Origin of the sequence: Aquabacterium sp. CECT 9606 (assembly GCF_918741295.1) — a bacterium.
GTDB lineage: Bacteria > Pseudomonadota > Gammaproteobacteria > Burkholderiales > Burkholderiaceae_C > Aquabacterium.
Map to the genome: position 1 here is coordinate 903,565 of NZ_CAKKNB010000003.1, position 21,838 is coordinate 925,402.

Genomic DNA, 21,838 nt, shown 5'->3' on the forward strand with positions numbered 1-21,838 from the left:
ACAAGTTCGTTTATTGTCGATAAGGTGATCATCTGCATTGATTTTGCAGGCCCCTCATGATTGATCAAGCATTGCCCACCCTCCAGGACTGGATCACGGTTTTCACCCGTGCAGTCATTCCCGTCCTGCCCGCCTCAGTCGCCGAGCTGGCGGAATTGCGGGCCATGGAGGACGTCAAGGGCAATGTCGATGCGCACATGCTGTCGCACAACCTGGGCGGCGATCCTTTGATGACGCTGAAGGTGTTGATGCAGGTGTCGCGAGATTGCCACCGCCGTCACGTCAACTCGCCCGAGACCCTGACTGCGGCCATCCTGATGCAAGGCATTGGGCCGTTTTTCAGCTCCAACGAGAACGTGCCCTCGGTGATTGACTGGCTGTCAGAGTACCCTGAGGCCTTGAGTGGATTGCTCAAGGTCATCAAGCGGTCCCGCAGGGCGGCGCACCTGGCCGTCACTTTTGCCAGCCACCGTCAAGATGAAGATGCCGACATGATTCAAGAGGCGGCTCTGCTCCATGACTTTGCAGAGATGCTGCTTTGGTGCCATGCCCCTGTCTTGGCCCTGACCATGGCGCAACGTCAGAAAGCCGACCACACACTTCGTTCAGCAGATGTGCAGAAAGAAGTGCTGGGCATCGAATTACCAGACTTGGCGCACTCCCTGATGGAGGCTTGGCACCTGCCGGAACTTCTGATCAAGAACACCGACGACCGGCATGCGGACCACCCTCGGGTGCAAACCGTGCTGCTGGCCGTTCGCATTGCCCGCCACACGCAGTATGGCTGGGACGACCCCCATGCCCAAGCCGCCCTGCCTGATGACATCGCCGATGTGGCGCGGTTGCTGACGCTGTCCGACGAGTCGGCCAAACGCAAGATCATGGAAATCGACGGTTGATCAAACCCCGCCCCAGATCAGCGAATCGACACTGAACTGCGCATGGCGTGCACCACGCCACTGCCCAAAGCCGCGCCAAAGCGCTTGGCCAGGCGTTCAGCCAGGTTTTCCTTGAGCGTGTAATCGATGATGTCTTCGGCCTTGATGACATCGCGCGCCAGGATGTCCAGGCTGCCCAGGTGATCGGCAAGCCCCAGCTTCACCGCCTCCTGGCCATTCCAGAACAGGCCAGAGAACGTGTCGGGTGATTCTTGCAGGCGCTTGCCACGGCCCTGGCGAACCACGGCGATGAATTGCTGGTGGATCTGGTCCAACATGGCCTGCGCAAAAAGCTCGTGCTGCGGATTGCGCGGCGAATACGGATCGAGCATGCCTTTGTTGGTACCTGCCGTCAGCAAGCGGCGCTCCACACCTGCCTTGTCCATGATGCCGACAAAGCCAAAGCCGTCCATCAACACGCCGATGGAACCCACCATGGAAGCTTTGTCCACGTAGATTTCATCGGCACCCACGGCAATGTAATAGGCGGCCGAGGCGCACATCTCCTCGCACACGGCATAGACCTTCTTCTTGTGCAAGGCCTTCAGGCGGCGAATCTCGTCATTGACCAGGCCTGCCTGGACAGGGCTCCCCCCCGGAGAGTTCAAGCGGATGACCACGGCCTGGGCGCCGGTATCTTCGAATGCGCTGCGCAAGGCGGTGGTCAGGTTGTCGGCATTGGCTTCGGTGTCGCCACCAATCTCGCCGCGCACCTCGACCAGGGCGGTGTGTGGCGCCGAAGGTGCCGTCGACGCGGGCATGTTCTCCAGCGCCGCCCAGACTATGCTGGCCGCGATCAGGAGCCACACGATGCGCCAAAGCCAGCGCCAGCGCTGCTCTCGGCGCTGCTGCAGCAAATAGGCCCGGGCAAATTCCTCCAACATGCCCTGCTGGGCGGCAGCGACAGGGGAGGACGACGGATCAACTGCGCTCATGGACAAGACACTCTCTTAGAAAATAGGCTGAATTCGGTCGGTAGGATACCAATACACCTGCTTGTCACGCTCTTGCACGGTCATCTTGACCAGGCGCTTGCCCACGCAAGGGCCGCCCACACACTGGCCATTGGGCGGGTCGTACAAGGCGCCGTGGACCGAGCAGATGATGAAGCGCTTGTCCTGGTCCCAGAACTGGCCGGGCTGCCAGTCCATCTGGGTGGGCACGTGGGCGCACTGGTTCAGGTAGGCGACCACCTCGTTGTCGTAACGCAAGGCAAAGGCCGACACACTCTGGCCCCATTCCAGCACATCAAAGACCACCGCCTCGCCGCATTCTTCCAATGCAGACGACTCGCACAAGAACTGGGGCTCTTTGTTCAATTCAGGCATGTTGCATCAGCCAACGCTGCAGTTCGGCCACCGAATGGGCCACATAGCGGGTCGGGTAGTCGGCAAAGGCGGCGGGCTCGTGGGCACCGTAGCTCACTGCCACCGAATGTGATCCCGCGTTGACCGCCAGTTGCAGATCGTGTGTGGTGTCGCCAATCATCAAGGTGCGGTCAGGGCTGATGCTGAACTCGGCCATCAGTTCCTGCAGCATCAGCGGGTGCGGCTTGGATTGGGTCTCGTCGGCGGTGCGGGTGGCATCGAACACGCCGCGCAAGGCCACGTGCTCCAGGGCTTCGTTCAGGCCAGAACGGGTTTTGCCCGTGGCCACGGCCAACCAGTGGTGGCGAGATTTGAGTTCGGCCAGCAGCTCCAGCGAGCCCTCGAACAGGCTGAGCTCATGTTGACGCTGGAAATAATGGTGCCGGTAACGCAAGCCCAGCTCGGGCACGCGCTCTTTGGGCAAGGTGGGGGCCACGTGCGCCAAGGCATCGTGCAAGCCCAGGCCGATCACGTAAGACGCCGCCGTGCGCGAAGGAATGGGCAGTTGCAAGTCACCGCAGGCCGCCTGGATGCATCGAACGATCAGCGCGGTTGAGTCGTACAGCGTGCCGTCCCAATCAAAAACGATCAGATCGAACTGGCGCGGGCGAAGTGGAGAAGAGGGTTGCATGTGGGCACTTTACTTGGGCACTGCCGCCAGCGCGGTCAACAAGGACTCGCAATCGTCGGGCAAAGGGGCTTGAAATGTCATGTCTTCGCCGGTGAGGGGATGCGGCAGGCGCAAATAGCGGGCGTGCAGGAACATGCGTTCGAAACGCACGCCAGCAACCGCACTGCCCCGGGCCATGGCCTTGTTCAGGGCGAAATCACCATATTTGTCATCGCCCACGATGGGGTGGCCCTCGCTGAGCAGGTGGACGCGGATCTGGTGCGTGCGGCCGGTCTTGATGGTCACGTCCAACAGGCTGAATCCGGCGTAGCGATTCATCACCTTGACCAGGGAAATGGATCGGCGTCCATCGTCGTTGTCATCTGCCACGGCTTTGACACGGCGTTCGCCATCGGCCGTCAGGAACTTGTGCAAAGCCACGTCAATGACCTTTTTATGGCCAGGCCAGGCGCCGATGACCAGGGCCGCGTAGGTCTTCTGAACCTTGCGCTCGCGAAAATGGTCTTGCAGTGTGGTCAAAGCGCTGCGTTTTTTGGCCACCAGCAATATGCCGGAGGTTTCTTTGTCCAGTCGGTGGACCAATTCCAGAAACTTGGCTTGGGGACGCGCGCGGCGCAATTGCTCGATCACGCCGAAACTCACGCCACTGCCCCCATGCACCGCCACGCCAGCGGGTTTGTTGATGGCGAGCACGTGCTCGTCTTCAAACAATATCGGGAACTCCTTGGCCGGTACCGTGCTTTCGGATTCGGTGGGTTTGTCCGTGAGACGCAGGGGCGGCACGCGCACTTCATCTCCCAGGTTCAGGCGCGTGTCGGCCGAGGCGCGGCCTTTGTTGACCCTCACCTCGCCACTGCGGATGATTCTGTAAACCAAAGTTTTAGGCGCCCCCTTGAGCACCTTGATCAGGTAATTATCAAGACGCTGCCCAGCGCCGCCTTCGTCGATGGTCAAGCGCTGCACTGCAGCAGGCGTCGAAGTGCTTGAATTCACTGGCTTTTTTGGACTGTGAGATGCGGTTTTCGCACCTATAATGGGCTGAGCCACGTGATGAAGTGTTGTGATTGTTAAATTGCAGTCGCAATCTTTGGCGAAGCCAAGCGAGAGTTTACCTTTTGAGACCGCTTGGCATCGCCCAGACGTGGCCCGGCGGGGAGTCCCGCCAAATTGATGGTGATGCAACTCGTGCTGCGTTCCGGAGAAAACCACCCAAGGTGTGGTCTTGCCAGGTCGCCGCGTGTGTCAGAGCCAATGTCGAACGAACCACGACTCAAGGTTTTCATGGCGCCAGAGATTCATTTCGCTGGTGTCCGCGTCGAGTGACCGCACTAATGTCCCGGCCTATCCTGCACGTTTCCATTGCCGCCCCACACCTCGCCATGCTCCGCACAACGGAACGTGGCGCTGAGGTGCGCGCGAGCCACTGGACAATACGGCCCGATTCGCCCTCCCCCTGCCCGATGCCCTGGTTTGACGAGGACTTGCTGTACAGCGGTCCCGACATTCCGTGGTGGTCGCCAGGGGTTTGTGCCATGTCACCCGCGCACGCGCCCCTGCTGCACTGACCCTTCGGGGTCACCAGCCACGGCAATTCCTTCTCGGTTCTTTCTGCGTTGACTCGTGCATGAAGGTTGCCACTGACTCCGGTCGGTGGTGAATCGAGGTCTGCCTGGTGCCATCCAGGGCCGGCCTCGCATGGACTGGAGTTCACATGAAACGCATGCTGATCAATGCCACGCAGCCTGAAGAGCGCCGCCTGGCCATCGTCGACGGACAAAAGCTCCTCGACTTCGAGACCGAAATCGAGGGTCGCGAACAGCGCAAGGGCAATATTTATAAAGCCGTTGTGACCCGCGTCGAGCCTTCGCTCGAGGCCTGCTTCGTCGACTACGGCGAAGAGCGCCACGGTTTCCTGCCCTTCAAGGAAATCTCGCGCCAATACTTCCGCGAGGGCGTTGACGTCCGTTCGGCCCGCATTCAAGACGCGATCAAAGAGGGGCAGGAACTGCTCGTCCAGGTCGAAAAAGAAGAGCGTGGCAACAAGGGCGCAGCCCTGACCACCTTCGTGTCGCTGGCCGGCCGCTATTTGGTCCTGATGCCCAACAACCCCCGTGGTGGTGGCGTCAGCCGCCGCATCGAGGGCGATGACCGCGAAGAGCTCAAAGAAGCGATGGATCAGCTCGAGTACCCCAAGGGTATGAGCCTGATCGCCCGCACTGCCGGCATCGGCCGCACCGCTGCCGAGCTGCAGTGGGACCTGAACTACATGCTCAAGCTGTGGACGGCCATCGACGAGGCCTCCGGCACGGGCAAGGGCGCCTTCCTGATTTACCAGGAATCGTCACTGGTGATCCGCGCCATCCGCGATTACTTCACCTCCGACATCGGCGAAATCCTGATCGACACGGACGACATCTACGAGCAGGCCAAGCAGTTCATGCTGCACGTCATGCCCGACACGGCCAACCGCGTGAAGCGATACCGTGACGATGCCCCCCTGTTCTCGCGTTTCCAGATCGAACACCAGATCGAAACGGCCTTCAGCCGCACGGTGAACCTGCCTTCCGGCGGCGCCATCGTGATCGACCACACCGAAGCGCTGGTGTCGGTGGACGTGAACTCGGCGCGCGCCACCCGTGGCAGCGACATCGAGGAAACCGCCACCCGCACCAACCTGGAGGCGGCCGACGAAATCGCCCGCCAGATGCGCTTGCGCGACCTGGGCGGCCTGATCGTGGTCGACTTCATCGACATGGAAGAGTCGAAGAACCGCCGCGAGGTCGAAACCCGGCTGCGCGATGCCCTTCGCTTTGACCGTGCCCGCGTGCAACTGGCCGCCATCAGCAAGTTCGGCCTGCTGGAAATGTCGCGCCAACGCCTGCGCCCTGCGCTGAGCGAAGGTTCGCACATCACCTGCCCGCGCTGCAACGGCACCGGCCACATCCGCGACACCGAATCGTCGGCGCTGCAGATCCTGCGCATCATTCAAGAAGAATCGATGAAGGACGGCACGTCCGCCGTGCACGTGCAAGTGCCGGTCGAGGTAACCTCGTTCCTGCTGAACGAGAAGCGCACCGAGATCACCAAGATTGAACTGAAGCAACGCGTGACCGTGCTGTTGATCCCCAATAAGCACATCGAAACGCCGAACTACAAGCTTGAACGCCTGCGCCACGATGATCCGCGCCTGGAAAACATCCAGACCAGCTACTCGATGATCGAGGAGCCCGAGGAAGACGTCGGCATCACGCGCCGCGAAAAGAGCAAGCCCAAGCAAGAGCCGATCATCAAGGGTGTCTTGCCCGATCAGCCCGCGCCCACGGCCGCCCCCAAGCACGAGCCCGCGCTGGAATCGGCCGTCACGCCTGTCGCCATCGTGCCCAAAGCTGTGGCAGCGCCCGCCCCCTCGACGGGTGGATTCTTCGGCTGGATCAAGAGCCTGTTCTCCAGCACGCCAGCATTCACGCCCGCACCTGAAGTCAAGCCCGTGGAAGAGGCACCGAAGGACACCGCCAAGGATGATGGCAAGGGTGGCCGAGGTGGAAACAAGGGCCGTGGCCGTCGCGATGGTCAAGGCCGTGGCGGCGAACGCAACGGCAATGGCGAACGCGCCGAGCGTGGCGGTGAACGTGGTAGCCGTGGCGAACGCAGCGAGCGCCCCGCCGCCGAAGGCCGTGAGCCCCGTGAAGGTGGCCGTGGTGGCCGTGGACGTGGCCCGCGTGAAGACCGCGTCGCCGCAACCGAGATCACCAATGAGCTGAATGCCCGCGGTGAAGCGGCTGCACCACGCCAGGCCGACGAGCCCCGCCCCGAAGGCGGCCGTGGACGCGGTGGACGTGGCCGTGGCGACCGTCAGGATCGTACCCCCCGTGACAACGTCACGGTGGATACGCCTGAAAACGCCTTCGTCGACACCATTCCTGCAGGCACCGACGCGCAAGCCGAAGGCACGGCAGAACGCGAGGGAGCACGCCGCCGTCGCCGTGGTGGACGTGGTCGTGGCGAGCGTGACGATGCCAACCTGAACGCCGAAGGTCAAACCGGTGATCAGTCGATCGAGTCTGGTGACGCCTCACCGCGCCAACAAGACGAGGCCGCTGCAAGGACCGAAGGCAACGACGACTTCAATGAAGGCGAACGCCCCGAAGGTGATGGCGAGAACGCCGATGGCCGCCGCCGTGGCCGCGGACGTGACCGCAATCGCCGGGGTGACCGCCGTGACCGCCCTGCGGCCACGGACGAGAACCAGTCCGCCATCGAACCGGCGCCACAGCCGGATTTGAGCCTGACCTTGCCGTCACCATCCGCTGATGTGGGTCCGTTCAGCCTGGCGCCGAGCGCCCCTCCTGCCGCCGCCGAGGCTTCGTCCTTTGAGCCGGAGGAAGAAACGCCTCCGGTGGCCCTGGCCGTGGCCCCAGTGGAAGCGATCCACGTGCCAGCACCGGCGCCAGCAGTCCCCGTGGCCGCTGGACCCGTGGTGGCCTCCGCTGCGCCCGTGGCCCCTCAGGTCGAGGCCTTTGTCTTGCCCCTGAATGACCTCAATGCGATTGCGCAAAGCGCAGGCCTGCAATGGGTGAACTCTGACTCGGACAAGGTCAACGCCATCCGCGAAGCCATCGCCCGCGAACCCAAGCCGGTGCACGTGCCACGCGAGCGTCCGCCCGTGGTGATTGCTGATGAAGGCCCTCTGGTCTTAGTCGAGACCCGCAAGGACCTCAACCAGATCAAGCTGCCTTTCGAGTCGGCCACCAACTGATCGACGCCCAATGAAAAGCGCCATCCCCATGCCGGGGATGGCGCTTTTTTCATGGGCCTGCGATTGATCAGCCCGGCAGGCGGGCCAGGGCCTGGTGGTAAGGCGCGTGGTGCATCAACTCATCCCACGTGAGCGGGGCGGTTTGCGGCAACAGGTCCAGGCGGCGCGCCTCACTGTCAGCGCTGGGCTGCCACTGGCCGCGCGCATGGGCCATTTGCAGCCCGTCCAGCAAGTCGTCCACCGCCCTGCCGCCCTGCAAAGACTGGTTGCACAGCAACACCAGGTCGCAACCCGCGTTGAGGGCCGCCACGGCGCCTTGGGTGTGGTCACCCGCCACGCTGGCGCCTTCCATGCTCAGGTCATCGCTGAAGATGGCGCCAGTGAAGCCCATCTGCTCACGCAGGATGTCCTGCAGCCAGCGTTGTGAAAACCCGGCCGGCATGTCGTCCACCTTGGGGTAGATGACGTGCGCAGGCATCACGCTGGTCAGCGAGGTGCTCATCCATTCATAGGGCTTGGCGTCGTCGCCCAGTATGGCCTTGAGACTGCGGCGGTCCACCGGCACATCCACGTGCGAGTCCGCCTTGACAAAACCGTGCCCCGGAAAATGCTTGCCGCAATTGGCCATGCCGGCCAGCAGCAGGCCATGCATCACGCTCTTGGCCAGCAAGGTCACCACCCGGGGGTCGCGGTGAAAGGCGCGGTCGCCAATCACGCTGCTTTCACCAAAGTCCAGGTCCAGCACCGGCGTGAACGTGAGGTCAACGCCGCAGGCGCGCAACTCACTGGCCAGCACATAGCCGCACGCCGTGGCGGCATCGCTGGCGGCCATGGCACCACTGCCCTCGCCCGCCTTGCCATCCTTCATCCACATCTCGCCCAAGCGACGCATGGGCGGCACGTGCGTGAAACCGTCGGTCTTGAAGCGCTGCACGCGCCCACCCTCGTGGTCCACGCAGATCAGCATGTCGGGGCGCAACTCCTTGATCTCAGCGCACAAAGCCGTGAGCTGCACGCGGCTGGCCCAGTTGCGGGCGAACAAGATCAGTCCGCCGGTGAGCGGGTGCTGCAATCGGCGCCGGTCATCGGCATTGAGGCTCAAGCCTTCGATGTCCAGCACCACGGGGGCGTGGATGATGTCGGAATCGGCATTGGCCTGGACGGAATGGGGCGATGGGCTCATGGGTGGTCGGTTTGGGTTTCGATGACAACGAAGGCCAAGGCATGGTCCACCTCATCGGTGACCGTGACATGGGCCTGCCACTTCTTTTGGGCGAACCAGTCGGCCAGTTCGCCATTCAACACGATGCGCGGGCGTCCGCTGGATTCGTTCAGGATTTCGCAAGAGCGCCAGGTCATGGGCCAGTGGATGCCCAAGCCGATCGCCTTGGAAAAAGCCTCCTTGGCGGCAAAGCGCGTGGCCAGGTAACGCAATCCGCGAACGGCCACACGTGCCTGGCGTTGCCGGTAGACCAGCAACTCCTGGGGGCCCAGCACTTTCTCGGCAAAGCGCTCGCCCCGCCGCTGCAAGGCCTCCTGGATGCGGCGGATGTCGCACAGGTCGGTGCCAATGCCCACGATCATGCCGGCACCGCCCGGCGCGCTCGCACGATTTCGGCTTTGTAGTCTGCAATGGCCTGCTTGAGCCCGACGAAAAGCGCATGGCCGATCAAGGCGTGGCCAATGTGCAGCTCCGTGATCGCGGGCAAGGCGGCCACCAAGGCCGTGCTGCTGGCCGTGGGTGGCGCCACCCCAGGCGTGGCCGACCAGCTTTCGTTCAAAGACAGGCCGTGCCCTGCATGCGTGCGAAGGCCCAGGCTTTGTGCCAGCTTCAGCCCGGCCTGCAGACGTTGCAGCTCGGCTTGCACGCCCGTGGCATCACCCGCCCACCAGGCATTGGCCAGGGCGCCAGTGTGCAGTTCAACGCAGGGCGCGCCGGCTTGGGCGACCGCTTCAATCTGGGCCGGATCAGCCCCGATGAACAGCGACACGCGCGCCCCCACGGCGGCCAGACGCGCGCAAGCGTCCGTCACACGGGGCAGTTGGCCCACCACATCCAAACCACCTTCGGTGGTGATCTCCTGGCGGCGCTCGGGCACCAAGCACACATGCTCGGGGCGCGTGCGCTCGATGATGTCCAGCATCTCGTCGGTCACAGCCGCCTCGAAATTCAAAGGCGTCGCGATGCTGGCCTTCAGGCGCACCACATCGTCGTCGCGGATGTGGCGGCGGTCTTCGCGCAGGTGGAAGGTGATGATGTCGGCACCGGCCTCGGCCGCCAGGATCGCAGCCGCCACCGGATCCGGGAAACGGCCGCCTCGGGCATTGCGCACAGTAGCAACGTGGTCGATGTTCACGCCCAGCAAGGGCGCGTCGTGCGTGGTCAGGTGCGTGGCAGAAAAAGTCATGCCTGTTGAAGCTCCATCATGAGCTGGCGGGTGCGCAGCGTGTGGGATCCGAGATGATAGTGAAGCAAAGCGCGCAGCACCGTTTTGAGCTCACTCAAGGCGGGCATGCAGGCCGCCATCAGTGGTGGCATCGCGGGCACCAGTATCGTACGCCCGCCCTCGCCTTCGGTTGACAAGGCGGCCTCCAATTGGCGCAAAACGGCGCCGTCCAGTACGGCCCCCTCCTCGTGCCGGTGGGCATGCGAAATGCCCAGCTCCGGGTGCAGTTCGTAACCTTGACCCGGCTCCACCGCCTGGCCATCGATGGTCAGCTGCGACAGATCGGGCAGGTGGCCCAACTGGCGCAGCAATACCATTTCAAAGGCCCGCAAGGCGGCTTGCAACAAACTGGGATCGGCCAAGGCAGGCAAGGTCTGCGCATAGGCGTCAAACAAGCCGGGGTGCGGGTCGTGGCGCGCCAGCAGGCGCATCAGCAGTTCGTTCAGGTAGAAGCCGGGCAGCAAGGCGGCACCACCAGGCCACGCGGGACCGCCGGCCCACTCGGCCTGGCGCAGCAACCAGACTTCGGCTTCATCAGAGCGCTTGACGCCAAAGCCCACCTGCAGACGCTGAAAAGGCATCAACACGGGCCGCAACTGTGAGTAGGGGCGCTTGGCGCCCTTGGCCACGGCCACCACGCGCCCTTGGTCGCGGGTGAACAGGTCAAGGATCAGGCTCGACTCGCTCCAGTCATGGCTGTGCAACACAAAGGCTGCACTGGAAGGTCGGGACGCCGCACGGGCCACTCAAAACGCCTTTGAGCTGCGTTACTCGTAGCCGTAAGTGCGCAGGCGAGCGTCGTCGTCGGCCCAGCCCGAGCGCACCTTGACCCAGATCTCCAGGAAGACCTTGCGGCCCCACAGATGCTCCAGCTCGGTTCGCGCTTCCATGCCGATGCGCTTGAGGCGCTCGCCTTTGTCGCCAATGACGATGCCCTTGTGCGTTTCGCGCTCCACCACGATGGTGGCGGCGATCCTGATGATGCCGGTGGCCCGCGGGTGATTGGCCAGCGGAGGCTCGTCCGTGTAGGTGTCGATCACCACGGTCGAGGTGTAGGGCAGCTCATCCCCGGTCAGGCGAAAGAGCTTTTCACGCACGATCTCGCTGGCCAGGAAGCGGTCGGTGCGGTCGGTCAGTGCATCCTGGTCATACCACCAGCCTTGCTGCGGCAGGTAAGGCCGCACGATGTCCAGCAGGCGGCGAACGTCGTCCGCGCTCTGGGCCGACAAGGGCACGAACTCCGCGAAGGGGTGGCGCTCCTGCATGGTCTGCAGCCAAGGCAGGACATCGGCACGGCGGTGCACCAGGTCCAGCTTGTTGGCAACCAGGAAAACGGGCTTGTCTTTTGGACACAAGGCCAGCACCTTGGCGTCGTCCAGGCCAAAACGCCCGGCTTCGACCAGGAACAGCACCACATCCACGTCGGCCAAGGTGGCCTGCACGGTTTTGTTGAGGTTGCGGTTGAGCGCAGCCGTGCCCTTGACCGTGTGCCGGGTCTGGAAGCCTGGTGTGTCCACGAACACGAACTGGGTGGTGTCGTCAGTGTGGATACCGGTGATGCGGTGACGGGTGGTTTGCGCCTTGCGCGAGGTGATGGACACCTTCTGACCCACCAGGGCATTGAGCAGGGTCGACTTGCCCACATTGGGCCGGCCGACGATGGCGATGAGACCGCAGCGTTGGTTCGACACGTCCACGCCAGGCTTGGCGCCGCCCGTCTTGGCCATGGCCAATCCAGCCAGCATGTCGTCCAGTGACGGGTTCAACGCATCAACCACGGGGGGGGCGGTGGGGGCCTGGGCAGGCGCCGCGGGCGAAGTGTCATCTGGTGACAAGGGAGTATCGGGCATGGTTGGCAGAGTCAAGAGGAACGTTTGGCGCCCATCGCGCGCTTCTTCGATGGGCTTTTTGACAGAGTGACGCCAGCACCTGGCTGGTCAGGGAGCTTGAGCGACGGGGAAGGCAGTTGCTGCACCTGCAGCAGGGCGAGTTGAGCAGCCACCTGTTCGGCAGCGCGCTTGGACAGCCCCTCGCCCAGCACGGAAATTCCAAAATCTGGCAAATCGCACGCGACCACGAACACCTGCTCATGTGCCTTGCCCCGCGTGGAATCGACCCGGTAGACAGGCACGGCCATCTTGCGACCTTGAAGCCATTCCTGCAAGGCCGTTTTGGCATCCTTGCTCCAGACTTCCAGGGTGGTTTCGGCCATCACAGGCTCGAACAGCCTCAGCACCCAGTCGCGAGCGGTGTCAAAACCAGCGTCCAGGTAGACCGCACCGATGATGGCCTCCAGGGCATCCGCCAGGATAGAAGGGCGCTGGGCGCCCCCGCCACGAGATTCACCTTCGCTCATCTTCATGACCGCGGGCAGATCCAGGCTCAAGGCCAGCTTGTGCAGCATGTCCTGGCGCACCAGGTGAGCGCGCACACGGGTCAGATCGCCTTCGTCGCTTCGGTCAAACCGCGCATACAGCATGCTGGACACGGCCAGGTTCAGGACGGCATCGCCCAAAAACTCCAGCCGCTCGTAATGGTCCTGTCCGAAGCTTTTGTGGGTCAGCGCGCGCGCCAACAGCGCGGGTTCCTTGAACTCATGGCCCAGCCGCTGCTGCAAGGCCTTCAACGGCGAAACCGCCGCCGACACCATCGTGGATCGGGACATCAGGATCCCAGGCGATCAAACCCGACCGCCATCACTTGGATTGACCGTGGAACTTGATCAAGAGGTAGACCGGCTCGATCAACTCGATTTCCTTGTCGTAGGCGAACTTGACCACCACCTTGTCGTTTTCCTTGGTGACTTCCAGGTCACGCGAGCTGATGGCCTCGACGTTGTACTGCACCGATTTGTCGCGGTCAAAGGCGGCCCGGATTTCCGGCACGGTGCTGCCTGCGCCCGCGGCACTGGTCACCATCTTCTGGATGGTCTGAAATTCCATGACGGCAGGCACCACCTTCATGATGACCAAGGCGAAACTGCAAAGAATCACCGCCCAAAACATCAAGCCGATCAGTGTGATGCCCGACTGCGAACGTTTCATGTTGTCCCCCACACGAATCATTGGAAAAAGCCGATGCGCTTCAGGCTGCTGAAATTCATCCACACGACGAAGGCCTTGCCGACGATGTTTTCGTCAGGCACGAAGCCCCAGAAGCGCGAATCTTGTGAATTATCGCGGTTGTCGCCCATCATGAAGTAATGGCCTGGCGGCACCTTGCAGACCACACCTTCTACACTGTAGCTGCAGTTTTCCTTGAACGGATATTCTTCAATGGCCTGGGCTGGAATATCAGGCTGGCGAGCCTTGTCAACCAGGATTCGGTGGCTGACGCCACTCAGGTTCTCGGCGAATTGCAGGAAATAGCGCAGGCTGTCTTCGTCGTAAAACTCGGCCAGCGGCGTTTGCTCGATGGGCGTGCCATTGATGGTCAGCCGCTTGTTGATGTAGGCCACGGTGTCACCCGGCAAACCCACCACCCGCTTGATGTAGTCAAGACGAGGGTTGACGGGGTAGCGGAACACCATCACATCGCCACGCTTGGGATCATGGTTGGCAATGATCTTTTTATTGATCACTGGCAGGCGGATGCCGTAATGGAATTTGTTGACCAGGATGAGGTCACCCACCAGCAAGGTCGGCACCATGGACCCCGACGGGATCTTGAAAGGCTCGAACAGGAACGAGCGCATCAGGAACACCACCACGATCACCGGGAACAAGCCGGCAGTCCAATCCAGCCACCAAGGCTGCATCAGCAAGCGCTCTTTGGCCTCGGTCACGTTGCCGTCGACCTGGGCAATGCCCTGGCGGCTCAACTCGGAGCGCCGGGCCTGGTCTTGCGCTACCAGATTGGCGGCAGCCGCTTCACGCTCGGGTTGGAACTTGTAGCGCTCGGCCAGCCAATACAGCATGGTCACGACGGACATGACGAACAGCAGGAACGAGAAGTTGCCTTGCCATTGGCCCACATACCAGCCGCCCAGGTAAATTGCCAGGGCGCCGTAGAAAATACCGGTGAGGAAACTCATCAATCGTCCACTTGAAGGATGGCCAGGAATGCTTCTTGGGGCACCTCGACGGACCCAATCTGCTTCATCCGCTTCTTCCCGGCCTTTTGTTTTTCGAGCAGCTTGCGCTTGCGGCTGATGTCGCCGCCATAGCATTTTGCCAGCACGTTCTTGCGCAGTGCCTTGATGTTCTCCCGCGCAATGATATTGGCGCCGATGGCCGCCTGGATGGCCACGTCGTACATCTGGCGCGGGATCTGCTCGCGCATCTTGGCAGCCACACCGCGTCCGCGGAACTGGCTTTGCGCGCGGTGCACGATGATCGACAAGGCATCGACCCGGTCACCGTTGATCAGGATATCGACCTTGACGACATCGGAAGCGCGGTACTCCTTGAAGTCGTAGTCCATCGAGGCATAGCCGCGCGACACGCTCTTGAGCTTGTCGAAGAAATCGAGCACGATCTCGGCCAGCGGCATCTCGTACGTGAGCATGACCTGGCGGCCGTGGTAGGCCATGTTGAGCTGCACACCGCGCTTCTGATTGGCCAGCGTCATCACCACGCCGACATAGTCTTGCGGCATGTACAGGTGCATGGTGACGATGGGCTCGCGGATCTCCTTGATCCGGCCCAGCTCGGGCATCTTGGAGGGGTTCTCCACTTCGACGATCGTGCCGTCGTTCAGCTCCACCTCATAGACCACGCTGGGCGCGGTGGTGATCAGGTCCTGGTCAAACTCGCGCTCCAGGCGCTCTTGCACGATTTCCATGTGCAACAGGCCCAGGAAGCCGCAGCGGAAGCCGAAGCCCAGCGCTTGCGACACCTCGGGCTCGTAGCGCAGCGACGAGTCGTTGAGCTTGAGCTTTTCGAGCGCATCGCGCAACTGGTCGTATTCGCTGGCCTCGGTCGGGTAGAGCCCTGCGAACACTTGCGGCTGGATTTCCTTGAAACCTGGCAAGGCTTCAGTGGCCGGGCCCGCATTGTTGGGCAGCTTCTTTTCCACCGTGATGGTGTCGCCGACCTTGGCGTTCTGCAGCTCTTTGATACCGCAGATCACGAAGCCCACCTCACCGGCTTTGAGCGAAGCGCGGTCAACGGACTTGGGTGTGAAGACGCCCAGGTGCTCAGCGGGATACACGGCGTTGGCCGCCATCAGGCGAATGCGTTCGTTCTTGCGCAATTCGCCATCGACCACGCGCACCAGCATGACCACGCCCACGTAGTTGTCGAACCACGAATCAACGATCATGGCGCGCAGGGGGCCATCGGGATTGCCTTGCGGTGGCGGCATGCGCGCCACGACCGCTTCGAGGATGTCTTCAACGCCCATGCCGGTCTTGGCTGAACAGGGGATCGAGTCGGTGGCATCGATGCCGATGACGTCTTCGATCTCTTCCTTGGCGCGATCGGGATCAGACTGCGGCAAGTCCATCTTGTTCAACACCGGGATGACGGTCACGCCCAGGTCCAGCGCGGTGTAGCAATTGGCCACTGTTTGCGCTTCAACACCTTGGCTGGCATCGACCACCAACAGCGCACCTTCGCAAGCTGACAGCGAGCGGCTGACTTCATAAGAGAAGTCAACGTGTCCGGGTGTGTCGATCAGGTTGAGGTTGTAAACCTTGCCATCGCGCGCCTTGTACGACAGCGCGGCTGTCTGGGCCTTGATGGTGATACCGCGCTCTTTCTCGATGTCCATCGAGTCGAGCACCTGGGCTTCCATCTCTCGGTCGCTCAGGCCCCCACACAGCTGAATGATGCGATCGGCCAGGGTGGATTTGCCATGGTCGATGTGGGCAATGATGGAGAAATTACGGATGTGATTCATAAAAAAAAGGCACGTCGAAATGGATGACGCGCCTTCCAACAAAAACGTATGGCAACTGCTTGTTGGGACTTCATTGTAGCCAAAACGACCCCATCCAAAGCCGCATCCCGGCCGGGCAAAGGGTCGTTGCAGGCCGCCAACAAAGACATTGTCAACAGGTTATCCACAGACGCTTGTTGACAAGTTCGGCGATTCGGGGACCCGTTCGGTCATTCGGAGATGACCTCTCATATCCCGATCAGCAATGGCGCGCTCAACCGGTGGATTGTAGCCAGATTCCAACGCGATCGACCTAAGTTATCAACAGCATTTGCGCAAGAAAAAGACTTGCAAGATGTGCCACAAGTCTGTGTATTTTTTGCAATAAGAAATCCCGCAAGACCTTTTGGCGCTTGCGGGACGGGGTTCAAGGCAATTTCGGGTGATCAGCCGGGCTCGTCATTTGCTGGGGCGGATGAGCACGTATTGGGCACCATCGCCACGCCGCACCAGCACATTCACTGGGCGCCCCTTCTCTGACTTGGCCAAAGCCGACTCGAACTGACGCACGTTGGCCACCAGGGTATTGCCCACGCTCAGGATGACATCACCAGGGCGCAGGCCTGCACGCGCAGCGGGTCCGCCCACCTCTTCAACCAACACGCCGCCGTTGACCTTGAGTTCGGCCTTTTGAGCCGATGTCAAATCGGTCAAACCCAGGCCGAGCGAGGCCACAGCCGTGGCCTTGGACCCGGCGGGCGAATCGTCGCCAGCCGCCGCCTTGGCTGCCTTCTCGAGGTCAAGCTCAACCACCGTGATGCCCAAGTCTTTGTAGGCACCGCGGCGGAACACTTGCAAGACAGACTTGGTGCCAGGCTTGGTGGCCCCGACCAACCGCGGCAAATCACCCGCGCTTTCAACGGCAACGCCATTGAACTTGGTGATGATGTCGCCGGCCTCCAATCCCGCTTTGGCCGCTGGACCACCAGGCTCGACCATGCGGACAACGGCCCCCTGTGCCTTGCCCAAGCCCAATGATTCTGCGACCTCCTTGGTGACGGGTTCAATCTGGACACCAATGCGGCCACGCACCACCTTGCCACCGGCACGCAGCTGATCAGCCACCTTCACGGCATCGTCAATGGGGATGGACAGGGAGATGCCCATGAAGCCACCAGAGCGGCTCAGGATCTGCGAGTTGATGCCCACCACCTCGCCCCGCATGTTGATCAGCGGGCCGCCAGAGTTACCGGGGTTCACCGCGACATCGGTCTGGATGAAGCGGACTTCTTCGCCGGTGTCACGTGCCTTGGCACTGACGATGCCCGCAGTGACGGTGTTCTCCAGGCCGAACGGCGTACCGATGGCCATGACCCACTCACCAACCTTCAGGCGGCTCACATCACCAATGCGCACCGCAGGCAAGTTCTTGGCATCGATCTTGAGCACGGCCACATCGGTGCGCTTGTCGGCGCCCACCACCTTGGCCTTGAACTCGCGCTTGTCGGTCAAGGTGACGTAAACATCATCCGCGCCATCAATGACGTGCGCATTGGTCATGACCAAGCCATCGGCACTCAAGATGAAGCCCGAACCCAGGCCGCGGGGACGCTCTTGTCCTTCGCCACTGCCTTTGGGCGGGTTCTTTCGCTGGCCCTGCCCTGGCATGGGTGTGCCGAAAAAGCGGCGGAAAAATTCGCGCATCTGGGCATCGGCATCGTCCCCGGCCTCGTCATCGGAATCGTCGACTCGCTGGGTGGTGCGCACACTGGCCACCGACGGCCCGACACGTTCGACCAACTGGGTGAAATCAGGCAAGCCCTGCACCAGCAAGGGAGGCTGGGGGGTGGATGGCGGAGGAACAACTGCGGGCGTGGCGGCCGCCAAAATAGTTGCAGGTTGCTGCGCCTGCGAAGCGTGGGGCAACAAGCTGGAGCTCAATAACAGACCCACTGCCATCACGACGCCACCCACAACCAAAGTGCGACGCACGACAGAGCCGGCGGAAGTTCCTGACTGGAAAGAAGATGTCATTGCTGAAAACCTCACAAATGCATAACAAGTAACTATTGGATCAACGTTGGAGCCCATCACGCGGATGACAGTTCATCCTTGGAGAGTTTCTGTTGGTAAAGCCACACCATTCGCACACAACGCCACAAGTGGCAACGCCGCCTGGGCAAACCACAGCGGCGTCAGATCGGAGGATGGTGGATTTCAAACAACTTGGTGATCAGGGAGTCTCATAGAGCACATTGCGAGCCAAGCTCTCGCGCGCAGCAAATGATGACTCGCCATGGCCTTGAACACGGCGCGCTGAAAGGGCTTGCTCAAGCTGTGGATCACGCCAGACCGAGGCCCCGGCTGCTGCCGGATCACTGCCCATCGCCGACGGGAATGCCGCCCCTTGGGCCAGGGACGCGGCAGTCACGCCGTTTCCAGCGGGCCACGACGTGGCAGCAACTGCGGAGGGCGCAAAGGCCTGGGCATGATCAGGCGCGGGAAATGCCCCCTGAGCCAGGCTATTGGCAGGCAGAGACGAACCAGACGGCGCACCGCCCTGGTTGGTCACCAAGGCACCCACCACCATCACGAAGCAGGCGGCAACGGCCATCGGGCCTGCCCACACGCGCCGGCGCAGAGGCTCGGCAGGGGGCACTGCGGCCACGCCCATGTCCACCACGGAAGGATGATGGCGCGCCACCAAACCGGCTGGCGCCAACACCACCGGCTCTTGAACCAATCGCTCACGGAAGGATTTGAGGAAGTGCGAACTGCCGGAGGCATTGGCCAGTTCATCGGAGCGCATGACGTCGCCGATGAGGTGGTAGTCGCTCCAGCGAGCGCGCACCTTGGCATCATCACGCCATGAGGCACAAGCTCGCGCGACCTCGGCCACGTCAGCCTCGCCATCGGCCAGGGCCGACAGGGCTTCCAGGGGCAAATCATCATCCATGCGACGGTCAGACATAGGCGGGCTCCGTGTCGACATTTGAAACAGGCCAAAGAAAATTGGCCTTCCTGGCCATTCAGAGGCGCGAGTTCACAAAAAGTTCACTCAACTTCACCAACGATCGCCGTCCTTGGTGTCCAACAGGGGCCGCAGACGCTGCGCAATGGCGTCGCGGGCCCTGAAAATGCGCGATCGGACGGTGCCAATCGGGCAGCCCATCACTTCGGCGATCTCTTCGTAACTGAGGCCTTCGATTTCCCGCAGGGTGATGGCCTGACGCAGATCCTCGGACAAAGCCTCGATGGCGGCATTGACCGTGTTGGCGATCTGGCGGCTGGCCATCAGTGACTCAGGGGTTTCCCCCGTGGTCAGCTCGTTCTCGACACGAGAGGTGTCCGCATCATCGTCATCGCCAGAACCTGAGCGCGATGACTCGGTGACCAAGGGGTCGCGGCGCAAACCGATGAGTGCCTTCTTGGCCGTGTTGACCGCAATGCGGTAGAGCCAGGTGTAAAACGCGCTCTCGCCCCGAAAGTTGGGCAAAGCCCGGTAAGCGCGGATGAAGGTTTCCTGGGCGATGTCTTCAACCAGATCAACGTCGCGCACCATGCGGGCGATCAGCCGCTGTATGCGGCGCTCATACTTGACCACCAACATTTCGAAGGCCCGCTGGTCGCCGCGTTGCACGCGCTCGACCAACAAGGCGTCCACGTCGACGATGGGCGTGACAGGGCCTGTTTCCTGGCCCTCGATGCCGACGGCTTCCAACGGATCAAAGGCCTTTGCCGACACGGGTTGGTCGGGCATCACGGGCGGCTCGGAGGGCATGCGCGGCGGAGTCATGCACGGCCACTCTGCTGAACAAACGGATCAGGCCGAACCAGGACCACCGTGTCGGCGAAGTCACTGCCAGCCGCGGCCATGCCTTGAACGCTCGCTCCTTTTCGAACAACGCCCTTGTTGCCGGCCACCGGGCCGCTGGTTTTGAATGTTGAAAGCAAGTTGGACCACTGAATTTGATGATTTGCGGATGATGCCACCACTTGCTCGGCGCCGACTTGATTGGCGCGCGCGCTGTACAGCAATGCCCTTAAATGGTGACCAGCGCGACCTTTGAAACAAATCCTTGCATCCAGCCAGGACCATGTGTCGGCTTGACCACCCTTGCCGCACGCCACCATTTTCACCAATACCCACCAGCCCAGGTCAAAAACCACGTGCGCAGCGACGGCATGGGCGGGTGTTTGAGCTGCGTCTTTGAGCGACCAACCAGGCGGAATGCCTGCCGCAGGGCTGATCGCGCGGAAAGGCGGCAGGCCGCCCCACTGCAAGATCACCACGCGATTGACTTTCAGGCTTTGCCAAGAGCGCCAAGCCATCAACAGCCAGGGCACACCAATGACCAGTGCCAAGGCGGTGGTAAACCAGGAGCCTTGGCCGGACATTGCCTGTGACATGAGGGCCCACGCCCATGCCAGCAACAAGGCCGTGGCCAAGAGAAGCAAGGCCTGCCCAAACCGGCGAATCCAGGGCGTTTGCGTGACGCCAACCGGCACGCACCATTGCGCCACGGAACCCAGCAAGCCCTGATCCAGCGAGTGCGCGTCCCCTGCCCCTGCGATGTCATCGGCGAAAGGCATGGAACGGGCGCTCAAAGGACGGCTGTCAGACGCGCTTGAACACCAGCGAACCGTTGGTGCCACCAAAGCCGAAGTTGTTCTTCAAGGCCGCATCGATCTTCATTTCGCGCGCGGTGTTGGCGCAGTAGTCCAGATCGCACTCGGGATCCTGGTTGAAGATGTTGATGGTGGGGGGCGAGATTTGATGGTGGATCGCCAGCACCGTGAACACGGACTCGATGCCGCCCGCCCCGCCCAGCAAGTGGCCGGTCATGGACTTGGTCGAGTTGACCACCAGGCTCTTGGCATGGCCGCCAAACGCGCGCTTGATCGCGTTGGTTTCATTGGAATCGCCCAACGGGGTCGAGGTGCCATGTGCATTGAGGTACTGCACCTGGTCCGGGTTCAATCCGGCGTTGCGCAGCGCGGCCATCATGGAGCGCGTGGGACCGTCCACATCAGGGGCGGTCATGTGGTACGCATCGGCACTCATGCCAAAGCCGCAGATCTCGGCGTAGATCTTGGCGCCGCGTGCCTTGGCGTGCTCGTATTCTTCAACGACCATGACCCCAGCGCCCTCGCCCAGGACAAAACCGTCGCGGTCCTTGTCCCAGGGGCGTGATGCTGTTTGGGGGTCATCGTTGCGCGTCGACAAAGCGCGGGCCGCGGCAAAGCCGCCAATGCCCAAGGGCGAAACCGTGGCTTCGGAGCCGCCAGCGACCATCACATCGGCATCGCCGTATTCGATCATGCGCGCGGCCTGGCCGATGCTGTGCAGGCCGGTGGTGCAAGCCGTGACGATGGCCAGATTGGGGCCCTTGAAGCCGCAGTGGATGGACACATGCCCCGAGATCATGTTGATGATCGAAGCCGGGACGAAAAATGGGGAGATGCGGCGGGGCCCGCGGTCTGCGTATTCCTGGTGTGTGGCCTCGATCAAAGGCAGGCCACCAATGCCTGAGCCCACGATGCAGCCAATGCGCTCGGCCACTTCGGGTGCCAGGGCCTCGCCCAGGGGCAGGCCCGAATCCTTCACCGCCTGGATGCTGGCAGCCAGCCCATAGTGGATGAAGGTGTCCATGTGGCGGGCTTCTTTGGCGGGGATGTAATCCTCGATGTTGAAGCCTTTGACCTCACCTGCGAAACGGCAGGCGAAAGCCGACGCGTCGAACTTGGTGATGGTGTCAATGCCGGACTTGCCAGCAATCAGATTCGACCAGGATTCATCGACCGTGTTTCCAACGGGGGTGACGAGGCCTAGGCCGGTGACAACGACGCGACGACGGGTCATGCTGGGGTGTGGCAAA

20 protein-coding genes are annotated in these 21,838 nt (G+C 62.0%); 2 read left to right on the top strand and 18 right to left on the bottom strand.

The window, feature by feature from the left end; translation table 11 throughout:
* The first annotated feature begins 56 nt into the window (after window positions 1-56).
* Window positions 57-899, top strand: coding sequence for an HDOD domain-containing protein (locus LQ232_RS16845; RefSeq protein ID WP_230181519.1), 843 nt, complete (start codon window positions 57-59; stop codon window positions 897-899).
* Window positions 900-916: 17 nt separating this feature from the next.
* Here the strand turns inward: LQ232_RS16845 and LQ232_RS16850 are convergent, their stop codons facing one another.
* Genes LQ232_RS16850 through LQ232_RS16865 form a run of 4 tightly spaced genes read right to left on the bottom strand, consistent with a single transcriptional unit; the run spans window position 917 to window position 3,929 of the window.
* The gene (locus tag LQ232_RS16850) at window positions 917-1,873 is read right to left on the bottom strand and encodes a S49 family peptidase (protein WP_230181520.1); all 957 of its coding nucleotides are present in this window, start codon (window positions 1,871-1,873) and stop codon (window positions 917-919) included.
* A gap of 15 nt (window positions 1,874-1,888) precedes the next feature.
* Window positions 1,889-2,266 carry a Rieske 2Fe-2S domain-containing protein gene (locus tag LQ232_RS16855; protein ID WP_230181521.1) on the bottom strand — a complete coding sequence of 126 codons (378 nt, stop codon included), beginning with the start codon at window positions 2,264-2,266 and terminating at the stop codon, window positions 1,889-1,891.
* Window positions 2,259-2,936 carry an HAD family hydrolase gene (locus LQ232_RS16860; RefSeq protein ID WP_230181522.1) on the bottom strand — a complete coding sequence of 226 codons (678 nt, stop codon included), beginning with the start codon at window positions 2,934-2,936 and terminating at the stop codon, window positions 2,259-2,261. The genes LQ232_RS16855 and LQ232_RS16860 overlap by 8 nt, the downstream gene beginning before the upstream one ends.
* A 9-nt stretch (window positions 2,937-2,945) precedes the next feature.
* Window positions 2,946-3,929 (bottom strand): RluA family pseudouridine synthase, encoded by a 984-nt coding sequence (locus LQ232_RS16865; RefSeq protein ID WP_230181523.1) that lies wholly within the window; start codon window positions 3,927-3,929, stop codon window positions 2,946-2,948.
* A 718-nt stretch (window positions 3,930-4,647) separates the two neighbouring features.
* On the opposite strand from LQ232_RS16865, the gene LQ232_RS16870 reads away from it, so the two are divergent.
* On the top strand, window positions 4,648-7,692 hold the full coding sequence (locus LQ232_RS16870; protein ID WP_230181524.1) for an Rne/Rng family ribonuclease: 3,045 nt from the start codon (window positions 4,648-4,650) through the stop codon (window positions 7,690-7,692).
* A gap of 67 nt (window positions 7,693-7,759) precedes the next feature.
* On the opposite strand, the gene nagZ is transcribed toward LQ232_RS16870, so the two are convergent.
* The 14 genes from nagZ to fabF form a co-directional block, all read right to left on the bottom strand.
* Window positions 7,760-8,875 (bottom strand): beta-N-acetylhexosaminidase, encoded by a 1,116-nt coding sequence (gene nagZ / locus LQ232_RS16875; protein WP_230181525.1) that lies wholly within the window; start codon window positions 8,873-8,875, stop codon window positions 7,760-7,762.
* On the bottom strand, window positions 8,872-9,276 hold the full coding sequence (gene acpS / locus LQ232_RS16880; RefSeq protein WP_230181526.1) for a holo-ACP synthase: 405 nt from the start codon (window positions 9,274-9,276) through the stop codon (window positions 8,872-8,874). Before acpS ends, nagZ begins: the two co-directional genes overlap by 4 nt.
* Complete coding sequence (locus tag LQ232_RS16885) at window positions 9,273-10,100, bottom strand: pyridoxine 5'-phosphate synthase (protein WP_230181527.1); 828 nt, start codon at window positions 10,098-10,100, stop codon at window positions 9,273-9,275. Before LQ232_RS16885 ends, acpS begins: the two co-directional genes overlap by 4 nt.
* A complete protein-coding gene (gene recO / locus LQ232_RS16890; RefSeq protein ID WP_371820277.1) occupies window positions 10,097-10,846 on the bottom strand; it encodes a DNA repair protein RecO in 750 nt (249 codons plus the stop codon). Before recO ends, LQ232_RS16885 begins: the two co-directional genes overlap by 4 nt.
* A 60-nt stretch (window positions 10,847-10,906) precedes the next feature.
* Window positions 10,907-11,884, bottom strand: a complete 978-nt coding sequence (gene era / locus LQ232_RS16895) for a GTPase Era (RefSeq protein ID WP_371820293.1) — start codon at window positions 11,882-11,884, stop codon at window positions 10,907-10,909.
* Window positions 11,885-12,000: 116 nt separating this feature from the next.
* On the bottom strand, window positions 12,001-12,804 hold the full coding sequence (gene rnc / locus LQ232_RS16900) for a ribonuclease III (RefSeq protein ID WP_230181529.1): 804 nt from the start codon (window positions 12,802-12,804) through the stop codon (window positions 12,001-12,003).
* Window positions 12,805-12,835: 31 nt separating this feature from the next.
* Complete coding sequence (locus LQ232_RS16905; RefSeq protein ID WP_230181530.1) at window positions 12,836-13,183, bottom strand: DUF4845 domain-containing protein; 348 nt, start codon at window positions 13,181-13,183, stop codon at window positions 12,836-12,838.
* A gap of 17 nt (window positions 13,184-13,200) precedes the next feature.
* The gene (gene lepB / locus LQ232_RS16910; protein ID WP_230181531.1) at window positions 13,201-14,172 is read right to left on the bottom strand and encodes a signal peptidase I; all 972 of its coding nucleotides are present in this window, start codon (window positions 14,170-14,172) and stop codon (window positions 13,201-13,203) included.
* Window positions 14,172-15,980 carry a translation elongation factor 4 gene (gene lepA / locus LQ232_RS16915; RefSeq protein ID WP_230181532.1) on the bottom strand — a complete coding sequence of 603 codons (1,809 nt, stop codon included), beginning with the start codon at window positions 15,978-15,980 and terminating at the stop codon, window positions 14,172-14,174. Before lepA ends, lepB begins: the two co-directional genes overlap by 1 nt.
* 438 nt (window positions 15,981-16,418) lie before the next feature.
* Complete coding sequence (locus LQ232_RS16920) at window positions 16,419-17,918, bottom strand: DegQ family serine endoprotease (RefSeq protein WP_230181533.1); 1,500 nt, start codon at window positions 17,916-17,918, stop codon at window positions 16,419-16,421.
* Window positions 17,919-18,192: 274 nt separating this feature from the next.
* Window positions 18,193-18,930 carry a sigma-E factor negative regulatory protein gene (locus LQ232_RS16925; RefSeq protein WP_230181534.1) on the bottom strand — a complete coding sequence of 246 codons (738 nt, stop codon included), beginning with the start codon at window positions 18,928-18,930 and terminating at the stop codon, window positions 18,193-18,195.
* A 93-nt stretch (window positions 18,931-19,023) separates the two neighbouring features.
* Window positions 19,024-19,755, bottom strand: a complete 732-nt coding sequence (rpoE, locus tag LQ232_RS16930) for an RNA polymerase sigma factor RpoE (RefSeq protein WP_256450056.1) — start codon at window positions 19,753-19,755, stop codon at window positions 19,024-19,026.
* Entirely contained in the window at window positions 19,752-20,552 is an 801-nt protein-coding gene (locus LQ232_RS16935; RefSeq protein WP_230181535.1) for a hypothetical protein, read from the bottom strand. Before LQ232_RS16935 ends, rpoE begins: the two co-directional genes overlap by 4 nt.
* A 25-nt stretch (window positions 20,553-20,577) precedes the next feature.
* Window positions 20,578-21,822: a beta-ketoacyl-ACP synthase II gene (gene fabF / locus LQ232_RS16940; protein ID WP_230181536.1), complete on the bottom strand. Its 1,245-nt coding sequence runs from the start codon at window positions 21,820-21,822 to the stop codon at window positions 20,578-20,580.
* Between the last annotated feature and the right edge of the window lie 16 nt (window positions 21,823-21,838).

Coding starts and splice junctions, on each gene's coding strand:
- rpoE (WP_256450056.1), bottom strand. CDS start 19,755: ATGACTCCGCCGCGCATGCCCTCCGAGCCGCCCGTGATGCCCGACCAA.
- rnc (WP_230181529.1), bottom strand. CDS start 12,804: ATGTCCCGATCCACGATGGTGTCGGCGGCGGTTTCGCCGTTGAAGGCC.
- LQ232_RS16860 (WP_230181522.1), bottom strand. CDS start 2,936: ATGCAACCCTCTTCTCCACTTCGCCCGCGCCAGTTCGATCTGATCGTT.
- acpS (WP_230181526.1), bottom strand. CDS start 9,276: ATGATCGTGGGCATTGGCACCGACCTGTGCGACATCCGCCGCATCCAG.
- LQ232_RS16935 (WP_230181535.1), bottom strand. CDS start 20,552: ATGCCTTTCGCCGATGACATCGCAGGGGCAGGGGACGCGCACTCGCTG.
- LQ232_RS16885 (WP_230181527.1), bottom strand. CDS start 10,100: ATGACTTTTTCTGCCACGCACCTGACCACGCACGACGCGCCCTTGCTG.
- LQ232_RS16905 (WP_230181530.1), bottom strand. CDS start 13,183: ATGAAACGTTCGCAGTCGGGCATCACACTGATCGGCTTGATGTTTTGG.
- LQ232_RS16920 (WP_230181533.1), bottom strand. CDS start 17,918: ATGGCAGTGGGTCTGTTATTGAGCTCCAGCTTGTTGCCCCACGCTTCG.
- LQ232_RS16855 (WP_230181521.1), bottom strand. CDS start 2,266: ATGCCTGAATTGAACAAAGAGCCCCAGTTCTTGTGCGAGTCGTCTGCA.
- LQ232_RS16925 (WP_230181534.1), bottom strand. CDS start 18,930: ATGTCTGACCGTCGCATGGATGATGATTTGCCCCTGGAAGCCCTGTCG.
- era (WP_371820293.1), bottom strand. CDS start 11,884: ATGCTGGCTGGATTGGCCATGGCCAAGACGGGCGGCGCCAAGCCTGGC.
- nagZ (WP_230181525.1), bottom strand. CDS start 8,875: ATGAGCCCATCGCCCCATTCCGTCCAGGCCAATGCCGATTCCGACATC.
- LQ232_RS16850 (WP_230181520.1), bottom strand. CDS start 1,873: ATGAGCGCAGTTGATCCGTCGTCCTCCCCTGTCGCTGCCGCCCAGCAG.
- LQ232_RS16870 (WP_230181524.1), top strand. CDS start 4,648: ATGAAACGCATGCTGATCAATGCCACGCAGCCTGAAGAGCGCCGCCTG.
- fabF (WP_230181536.1), bottom strand. CDS start 21,822: ATGACCCGTCGTCGCGTCGTTGTCACCGGCCTAGGCCTCGTCACCCCC.
- lepA (WP_230181532.1), bottom strand. CDS start 15,980: ATGAATCACATCCGTAATTTCTCCATCATTGCCCACATCGACCATGGC.
- LQ232_RS16845 (WP_230181519.1), top strand. CDS start 57: ATGATTGATCAAGCATTGCCCACCCTCCAGGACTGGATCACGGTTTTC.
- lepB (WP_230181531.1), bottom strand. CDS start 14,172: ATGAGTTTCCTCACCGGTATTTTCTACGGCGCCCTGGCAATTTACCTG.